Raw genomic sequence first — 8,847 nt, 5'->3', positions numbered from 1 at the left:
CCCCTCTCACCGCCTTCGTCGGGCTACTCGACCTTGGCCCAGTCGAGCGTGCGTTCCACCGCCTTCTTCCAGCCCGCGTACCCTTCCGTGCGCTGGTCGTCGGACCACTGGGGCTCCCAGCGCTTGGACTCCTGCCAGTGGGTGCGCAGCTCGTCGGTGTCGCGCCAGAAGCCGGTGGCCAGACCCGCCGCATAGGCGGCACCGAGCGCGGTGGTCTCGGCGACCACCGGACGGCTGACCGGTACGCCGAGGACGTCGGCCTGGATCTGCATGCACAGGTCGTTGGCCGTGACGCCGCCGTCGACCTTGAGCACGTCGAGGTGGACTCCGGAGTCCTGCTCCATGGCCTCGACCACGTCGCGGCTCTGGTAGCAGATGGACTCCAGGGTCGCCCGGGCCAGGTGGCCGTTGTCGTTGTAGCGGGCCAGACCGACGATCGCGCCGCGGGCGTCGGAGCGCCAGTACGGAGCGAACAGGCCCGAGAAGGCGGGAACGAAGTACATCCCGCCGTTGTCCTCGACGGTGCGCGCCAGCGTCTCGCTCTCCGCCGCATCGTTGATGATCTTCATCTGGTCGCGCAGCCACTGCACCGCGGACCCGGTGACGGCGATGGAGCCCTCCAGGGCGTAGATCGCCGGGCTGTCGCCGAACTGGTACGCCACGGTGGTGAGCAGACCGTGCTGCGAACGGACCAGCTCCGTACCGGTGTTGAGGACCAGGAAGTTGCCCGTGCCGTAGGTGTTCTTGGCCTCGCCCGGCGCGTAGCAGACCTGTCCGACCGTGGCAGCCTGCTGGTCGCCGAGCACCCCGCAGATGGGGATGGCGGCGCGCAGCGGCCGGGAGGTGCGGGTCACGCCGAACGCCTCGCGGTGGGATGACGGGTTGATGGTGGGCAGCATCTGCCGGGGGATGTCGAAGAAGCCCAGCAGCTCGTCGTCCCAGTCGAGGGTCTCCAGGTCCATCAGCATGGTGCGGCTGGCGTTGGTCACGTCGGTAGCGTGGACCCCGCCGTCGGGGCCGCCGGTCAGGTTCCACAGCACCCAGGCGTCCGTGTTGCCGAAGAGGGCGTGACCCTGTTCCGCCGCTTGGCGGACGCCGTCGACGTTCTCCAGAATCCACTGGATCTTGCCGCCGGAGAAGTAGGTCGCCGGCGGCAGCCCCGCCTTGCGGCGGATGACGTCGCCCTGGCCCGAGCGTTCCAGGGCCGCCGCGATGGAGTCGGTGCGGGTGTCCTGCCAGACGATGGCGTTGTAGTAGGGACGTCCGTTGCGCGGGTCCCACACCACGGTGGTCTCCCGCTGGTTGGTGATGCCGATCGCGGCCAGATCCTCGGGGGAGAGGTTGCCGTGTCGCAGCGCGTTCTGCATCACCGAGTTGGTGCGCTCCCAGATCTCCACCGGGTCGTGCTCGACCCAACCCGAGCGTGGAAGGATCTGGGCGTGCTCCAGCTGGTGCTTCGCCACTTCGTTGCCGGAGTGGTCGAAGATCATGAATCGGGTGCTGGTGGTGCCTTGGTCCACCGCGCCCACGAAGTCAGCCATGGGTTGCCGCCTCTGCTGTGGGTGTCATTCCTCGGGGGACGGAACCCGCCCGGGAGGCTCGGGCTCCGCCGTCGGCAGGAACCGACCGACGAAGACCTTGTAGATGCCGGCGCCGAGCAGCCCGCCGATCAGGGGACCGACGATCGGCACCCAGAAGTAGAGATTCCCGTACTGATCTCGCCATGCTGTGCCGTAGCCCGTGAAGAAGCTCGCCAATCGGGGCCCGAAGTCACGTGCCGGGTTGATCGCGTAACCCGCGTTGGTGCCCCACGCCATACCGATGGCCACGACGATCAGACCGACGATGAAGGGGGCCAGATTGGCACCCGGCGGCGTGTTCAGCAGGTCCGTGACCGCCAGGATCAGCAGGAGCAGGATGGCGGTGCCGATGACCTGGTCACGGAACGCGCCCCACTCGTGGACCGGCAGGTTCGGATTGCCGTTGGCGGGGAGCGTGGAGAACACGCCCTGTGTCTTGATGGTGTGCCCGGGGTCGGCCTTCGCCAGTGCCTCGGTGTAGTTCCACCGCACGATGAGGGCCGCCACGAAGGCGCCGGCGGTCTGGGCCAGCGCGTAGGGCGCCACCTTGCTCCACGGGAAGCCCTTGAACGTGGCCAGGGCGACCGTCACCGCAGGATTGAGATGGGCGCCGCTCAGTCGCGCCGCGACGTAGACACCCAGGGTGACGCCGAGGCCCCAGGCCCAGGCGATGCTGTCGTGGTTTCCGAGTCCTCCCGCCGGCGTCGTGAGCGCTCCACCGGCGACCACCTGGGCCACCACGCCACAGCCGAAGAGAATGAGAATCATGGTGCCGAGGAACTCGGCCGACATTTCGCCGACCAATCCCAACCTTTTGAATCGCTCAGCCATGGAAGCCCGCTTCCCGCCGGCGCTGAGCCGGCACGTCGACTGCTCGAGCTCTCCCGGACAACAGCATAGGGCGATCATGGATAAAGCGCACAAATGGGGCGATTCTTTGCTTTCCGGGCCTCCCGATCCTCGTGGCTGCGGCACCTTCGGCCACGGGCCGCCCACCATCCGTGAGCGGCCCGTGGCCGAAGGTGTGACGGCTCCTACCTGTCGGCGTTGGAGGAACAGGCCGGCCGGACCTCCGGGCTGCCGCACACCTACCTCCACGACCGGATCGCGGACAGCCGGTCCGGCCGACGGTGGTGGAGGCGGTGGCGCCGCTGGGGTCGCTCGCGCCGGACCGCCTGAGCCCGGGTGGGCGAGCGCCGGGCTGCGGGGTGATCGGTGCGATCGGCAGCCGCGTGCGTCCCGTGACCGCCCGCCGGAAGGCGCCTTCCGGCCCGGCCGCTCATGCCGGTGCTGTCAGCGGGCGGGCTGGATGTCGCCCTGGGTGGTCAGGGCGACGGAGTCCTGGTGGGCGAAGGCGCCCGGCGGGATACCCGGGAGGTGTCCCGCCGCCGCGGTGGACTCGCGGGTGGCCGCGGGGCCCAGGGTGAGACGGGAGACGATGCGGTAGCGATCACCCCGGTAGACGGAGTGGACGTACTCGACGGGCCGGCCGCCGGTGTCGCTGGTGAGGCGCTCGAACAGGAGCGCGGGAGACAGATGGGGTACCCCGAGGAGCTTGGCTTCCGCCTGGCTGACGACGGTGGGCTCGATGGTCTGCACGGCTTCGCTGACCTGGATTCCGTGGCCGTCGCGGAGATGGTCGTACAGGTCGCCGGCCTCCAGTTCCCGAGCGCTCAGGGCGGGTACCAGGTCGGCGCGGATGTGCAGGTGCTCGATGGCCATGGGGACGCCGTCGACGAGGCGCAGCCTGGCCGCGTAGACGACGTCGGCGGCCGGTGACAGATGCAGCTTGCGCCCGACGCGGGCGCCGGCGGCGATGATGGTGAACTCCAGCAGGCGGCTCGACCAGGCACCGGAGGCCCGGGGGAGGGCCATGGTCCGCTGGTCCGAGACGAGTTCCTGGGTGATCTTCTCTGGCGCGACGAACATGCCGCGACCGTGCTCGCGCACGAGGAGGCCCGCGGCGACGAGTTCGTCCACGGCCGCTCGCAGCGTCGGCCGTGAGACGCCCAGGTCGGAGCACAGCGACCGCTCGGAGGCGATGGCGTCGCCGGGGCTCAGCGACTCGATCAGTTCGAGGATGTAGTCGCGGACGCGTTCCCGCTTGAGAACCGCCCCTGACCCGCCAGCGCTCATGTGCCGCTCCTGCCCGACTGCGTGTGATGCCCTGCCATGCCCTGTGGTGCCTTGTGGTGCCTGGCTCTTCTTCGCGGTGCCTGCGATGTCACTTGACCAGCTCCCCCTTGTTGACCACTCGGCGGGCACTGGTCAGCTGCAGTCTAGCCACTTCGTTCCCCTCGGGCGGGTGATTCCTCACGTGGTGCGCACAAAGCCCTTCGCAGCGAAGGGGGTTGACGCCTCGATTGGTCTATGCCACCTTCATCGACCAACGAGAGGTCACCTGACCACTTGGTCAACTGGTCAGGTTGCCCGGCGCTTTTCTCCCAGGGGTGAACTGTGAAGCTCCGCATGCTTGCAGGTGTTTGCGCACTGGTGATCGCTGGAGGCCTGAGCGCCTGTAGCAACTCCGACTCGTCCTCGGGCTCCGACGGGGGCACGACGACGATCGACGTCTGGCTGATGCGCGACAGCGTCTCGGCCCGGTTCCAGAAGGAGTTCGTCCAAGGCTTCCGGGTCGCACACCCGGACATCGAGGTCAAGGTGCAGATCCAGGAGTGGGACGGGATCGGCGAGAAGGTCACCGCCGCGCTCGCCAGCAACGACGCTCCCGACGTCATCGAGACGGGCAACACCCAGGTGGCCCAGTACGCGCAGAGCGGCGGGCTGCTCGATCTCAGCGACAAGGTCGACGAACTCGGCGGCGGGGGCTGGCTGCGCGGGTTGGCCGAGCCCGGCGCGTACGAGGGCAAGCAGTACGGCATCCCGTACTACGCGGCCAACCGCGTCGTGATCTACCGCACCGACCTGTTCCGGAAAGCCGGCGTCGATCCGGCCGCCATCAAGACCCGCGACCAGTGGATCGCCGCCACCGAGAAGCTCAACCAGGGCGGCACCCAGGGGATCTATCTTCCAGGGCAGACCTGGTACGCGCTGGCCGGGTTCATCTGGGACGAGGGCGGAGACCTCGCCAAGCGGTCCGGTGACTCCTGGGAGGGGACCCTCGACACCCCCGAGGCCCTGCGCGGCATGGACTTCTACAAGAAACTCCAGGCCCTGGGCAAGGGACCGCGGGACTCCGACGAGGCGGAGCCGCCGCAGGCCGAGGTCATGGCCAAGGGGCAGGTCGCGCAGATCATCTCCACGCCCGGCGGAGCCAACGTGGTCACCGAGAGCAACCCCGAACTCAAGGGCAGGCTCGGCTTCTTCCCCATCCCCGGAAAGACGGCGGACCGGCCCGGGTCGGTGTTCATCGGCGGCTCCGACCTGGTCGTCCCGGCGGCCTCTGGCAAGCAGGACGCCGCGTTCACGTTCATCAAGGACCTGACCGGTGACACCTGGCAGCGCAAACTCGCCGTCGCCATGAGCTACGTACCCAACAAGACGACCCTGGCCGACGCGGTCGCCTCCGATCCGGGCGCCGCGGCCATGGCGGCGGGTGCGGCCGTCGGCCGGGCGACGCCGAACACCCCCGGGTGGGCCGCGGTGGAGGCGAAGAACCCCATCAAGGACTACATGACCGCGGTGCTCACCGGCGCCGACGCCGAGGCCGAGGCCGCCAGGGCCTCCGAGTCGATCACCGGCGCCATGCAGTCGGGCTCCTGAGCCGCTCCCCGTACCCCGCACCCCCCGCTCCTCGCGCTCAGAACCGGAAAGGAGACGACGTCGTGTCGATCATCCGCGAACGCGCAGCGGCACGCCTCCCGCTCGGCCGGCCGTCACGACGGCAGCCACGGCGGGGGTCCCAGCGGTCGGACCCGCCGGGCCCGGGCCACGGGCAACACGAGCGCCGGTTCAGTCCCGGCCACGCATGGCCGTACCTGCTGGTCGCCCCGACCGTGCTGGGAATGCTGTACCTGCTGGTGTATCCCCTCGCCCGGACGGTGCTGATATCGCTCCAGGACTTCAGGCTGCGCCAGCTCATCAGCGGTGACGCACGGTTCGTCGGGCTCCGCAACTACGAGACGCTGCTGACGGACGGACACTTCTGGCAGGTCGTGCGCCGCACCTTCCTGTTCATGGCCGTCGACGTCGTGCTCATCATGCTGCTCGCCACCCTCGTCGCCCTGGTGATCGAACGGCTGGGCCGTCTGGGCCGCACCGCGGTGCTCAGCGCGCTCGTGCTCGCCTGGGCCATGCCGGTCATCGCCGCCACCACCGTCTTCCAGTGGCTGTTCCACTCGGAGTTCGGCATCGTCAACCACACGCTGACCGGGCTGGGCTTCGACTCCTTCGACCGCTATCCCTGGTTCGCGCACGGCCCGGCCGCGTTCACGATCCTCGTCCTGCTCATCGTCTGGCAGTCCGTGCCGTTCGCGGCCATCACCCTGTACTCGGCGCTGGCCACGGTGCCGTCGGAGCTGTACGAGTCCGCTCGCATCGACGGCGCCCCGGCCGGACGTATCTTCCGCTCCGTCACCTTCCCGATGGTCCGGCCGATCTTCATGCTCGTGCTCTCGCTGGAGGTCATCTGGACGTTCAAGGCGTTCGTGCAGATCTGGGTGATGACGAACGGCGGCCCGGGCGACGCCACCACCACCCTGCCGGTGTACGCCGTCCAGACCGCCCTGTCGAGCCAGCGCTACGACCTCGGCTCGGCGGCCTCCATGGTCACCGTGCTGATGATGGCCGCGGTGCTCGCCCTCCACTTCCGTCAGCTGTTCCGTCAGGAGGGCGAAGCCCTGTGAGTTCGCCGCGCCCCCGACTTCGACGCCTTCCGCTGCACATCGCCGCGGGGACGACGATCGTCGTCTGCCTCTTCCCCGTCTACTGGATGGTCGTCACCGCGTTCAAGCCCAACCGGGACCTCCAGTCCGACAGCCCCCGACTCCTGCCGCGGACCTGGACCCTGGACCACTTCCGCACCGCCGTCGACGCCGACGGGTTCGCCCTGTTCTGGCGCAACAGCATCCTGGTCACCCTGGCCGCCGTCCTGCTCGCCCTGGCGGTGGCGCTCGGCGCCGCCTTCGCCGTGGCCCGGATGCGATGGCGCGGCCGGCGCCAGTTCATGCTCATGGTGTTCATCGCGCAGATGGCACCGTGGGAGGCACTGATCATCCCGGTGTACATCATCTCCCGCGACACCGGCATGCTCGACCGGCTGCCCACGCTCACAGTGATCTACTTCATGATGACGCTGCCGTTCACGATCGTGGTGCTGCGCGGATTCATCGCCGCCATCCCCGCCGAACTGGAGGAAGCGGCGCAGGTCGACGGCTGTACCCGGGTCGGCGCCTTCCGGCACATCGCCTTCCCGCTGCTCGCCCCCGGCCTGATGGCCACCTCGCTGTTCGGCTACATCACGGCCTGGAACGAGTTCACCTACGCCAACTTCCTGATCATCAAGCACCAGGACAGCCGCACACTGCCGGTCTGGCTCTCCTCGTTCCAGAACGTCTTCGGTACGGACTGGGGCGCCACCATGGCCGCCTCCACCCTGTTCGCCCTGCCGGCCCTGGCCGTGTTCCTGCTGCTCCAACGCCATGTGACCGCCGGCTTCGCGGCCGGAGCCGTCAAGGGCTGACCGCCCGGCCTTCCCCGCACGCGTGACCCCCGGGAGACAACCGTGCCCGCACCCCCTCTGGACGCCACGCTTCTGCCCCGGCCGACCAAGGCCCGGGCGAGATCGGGACAGTTCACGTTCACAGCCGACACCTGCCTGCGCGTCGGCGAAGGGGCCGAGGGCGCCGCGCGGCTGCTGCGCACCCTCCTCGCCCCCGCCGCGGGACTGCCGCTTCGCCCCGCCGACGACGCGGAGGTCGTCCTCGCCCTGGACCCGGACCTGACGGGTCTCGGCCACGAGGGCTACGGCCTCACGGTCGGCCCCCACTCCGTGCTGCTGCGCGCCGCCCGGCTCACCGGCCTGCTGCGCGGGGTGCAGACGATCCGGCAGCTCCTGCCCGTGCGGGCCCTGGCGCGGACGCCGCAGCGCGGGGTGCGGTGGACCCTGCCCTGCGCCGAGATCACCGACGTCCCCCGCCATCCCTGGCGCGGGGCCATGCTCGACGTGGCACGCCACTTCCAGCCGGTGGAGTATCTGCGGCGCTACGTCGACCTCCTCGCCCTCCACAAGATCAACGTGTTCCATCTGCACCTGACCGACGACCAGGGATGGCGGATGCCGGTCACGGCGTACCCCGAACTGACCGAGATCGGCGGCCACCGCACCCAGTCCATGACCGGACCGACCGGCGACGACTTCGACGGCATCGCCCACAGCGGCGCCTACACCCGGGCCGAGCTGGCGGGCCTGGTGGCGTACGCCTCCGCTCGTGGCGTGACGGTCATGCCGGAGATAGAGATGCCCGGCCACGTCCGCGCCGCCCTGGCCGCCCGTCCGGGGTTGGGCAACGATCCCGGCCGGTCCCTGGAGGTGTGGACCCGATGGGGCGTGTGCGACACCGTCCTCGGCGTGCACGACGAGGTCCTCGACTTCTGCCGCACCGTGCTGGAGGAGGTCATGGAACTCTTCCCGTCGCCGTACCTCCACATCGGCGGCGACGAATGCCCCCTCACGGAGTGGGAGCGCAGCCCACTGGCCCGGGCACGCATCGCGGCCGAAGGCCTGAGCGGGCCCGCCGACCTGCACCGCTGGTTCCTCGGCCGGATCGGGGACTTCCTCGTCCGCAACGGGCGGCGCCCGGTCGGCTGGGCCGAGAACGGCACCGAACTGCCCGCCGGCTTCACCGTGATGGCCTGGCGCGACCCCGCGCACGTCCTCGCCGCCGCCCGCCGCGGCCATGACGTGATCAACGCCCACTACCGGGCCACCTATCTCGACTATCCGCAGAGCGCCGGTCCGCAGGAACCCCCCGGCCAACCGGGAGCCGTCGTCGGTCTGCGGGACGTCCACGGCCACGACCCGGTGCCCGAAGGCGCGGCCCCGGACGTCGCCGCGCGGGTGCTGGGCACGCAGGCCCAGATGTGGACCGAGTTCGCCGCCACCCCCGAGCGGCTCGAATACCTCAGCTACCCGCGCATGTGCGCCCTGGCGGACCGCGGCTGGAGCGGCCCCACCGAGTGGGGCGACTTCCGGTCCCGCCTGGACCTGCACACCACGCGGCTCGACGCACTGGAGGTCCGCCGCCATGCGTGAGCCGCGCGCGGACCGTCCTGACCCAGCACAGAGCACAGCACCCAGCCCCGGAAA

At 69.8% G+C, this 8,847-nt stretch carries 7 protein-coding genes; 4 read left to right on the top strand and 3 right to left on the bottom strand.

Annotation, left to right across the window (positions count from 1 at the left end):
* Positions 1 to 23: 23 nt before the first annotated feature.
* The 3 genes from glpK to ACFVYS_RS38510 form a co-directional block, all read right to left on the bottom strand.
* A complete protein-coding gene (gene glpK / locus ACFVYS_RS38520) occupies positions 24 to 1,541 on the bottom strand; it encodes a glycerol kinase GlpK (protein WP_389509816.1) in 1,518 nt (505 codons plus the stop codon).
* Between the two features lie 24 nt (positions 1,542 to 1,565).
* Positions 1,566 to 2,411: an MIP/aquaporin family protein gene (locus ACFVYS_RS38515; protein ID WP_389509814.1), complete on the bottom strand. Its 846-nt coding sequence runs from the start codon at positions 2,409 to 2,411 to the stop codon at positions 1,566 to 1,568.
* 462 nt (positions 2,412 to 2,873) lie between these two features.
* Positions 2,874 to 3,716, bottom strand: a complete 843-nt coding sequence (locus ACFVYS_RS38510) for a GntR family transcriptional regulator (protein WP_142270388.1) — start codon at positions 3,714 to 3,716, stop codon at positions 2,874 to 2,876.
* Between the two features lie 321 nt (positions 3,717 to 4,037).
* Here ACFVYS_RS38510 and ACFVYS_RS38505 point away from each other — a divergent pair, with 321 nt between their 5' ends.
* From ACFVYS_RS38505 to ACFVYS_RS38490, 4 genes are all read left to right on the top strand, one after another.
* Entirely contained in the window at positions 4,038 to 5,303 is a 1,266-nt protein-coding gene (locus ACFVYS_RS38505) for an extracellular solute-binding protein (RefSeq protein ID WP_389509811.1), read from the top strand.
* Between the two features lie 62 nt (positions 5,304 to 5,365).
* On the top strand, positions 5,366 to 6,385 hold the full coding sequence (locus tag ACFVYS_RS38500) for a carbohydrate ABC transporter permease (RefSeq protein ID WP_389509809.1): 1,020 nt from the start codon (positions 5,366 to 5,368) through the stop codon (positions 6,383 to 6,385).
* Positions 6,382 to 7,221 carry a carbohydrate ABC transporter permease gene (locus ACFVYS_RS38495; RefSeq protein ID WP_389509807.1) on the top strand — a complete coding sequence of 280 codons (840 nt, stop codon included), beginning with the start codon at positions 6,382 to 6,384 and terminating at the stop codon, positions 7,219 to 7,221. Before ACFVYS_RS38500 ends, ACFVYS_RS38495 begins: the two co-directional genes overlap by 4 nt.
* 42 nt (positions 7,222 to 7,263) lie before the next feature.
* A complete protein-coding gene (locus tag ACFVYS_RS38490) occupies positions 7,264 to 8,793 on the top strand; it encodes a beta-N-acetylhexosaminidase (protein ID WP_389509805.1) in 1,530 nt (509 codons plus the stop codon).
* Positions 8,794 to 8,847: the final 54 nt, after the last annotated feature.

The sequence above is a fragment of the Streptomyces sp. NPDC058295 genome (assembly GCF_042880655.1).
Taxonomy (GTDB): domain Bacteria; phylum Actinomycetota; class Actinomycetes; order Streptomycetales; family Streptomycetaceae; genus Streptomyces; species Streptomyces coriariae.
Note: the sequence above shows the minus strand (reverse complement) of the source record. Positions and strands in the feature narration are given on the sequence as shown.

What these genes read in the sequence shown, in the direction of transcription:
- ACFVYS_RS38510 (WP_142270388.1), bottom strand. Translation starts at nt 3,716, where the DNA reads ATGAGCGCTGGCGGGTCAGGGGCGGTTCTCAAGCGGGAACGCGTCCGC.
- ACFVYS_RS38515 (WP_389509814.1), bottom strand. Translation starts at nt 2,411, where the DNA reads ATGGCTGAGCGATTCAAAAGGTTGGGATTGGTCGGCGAAATGTCGGCC.
- glpK (WP_389509816.1), bottom strand. Translation starts at nt 1,541, where the DNA reads ATGGCTGACTTCGTGGGCGCGGTGGACCAAGGCACCACCAGCACCCGA.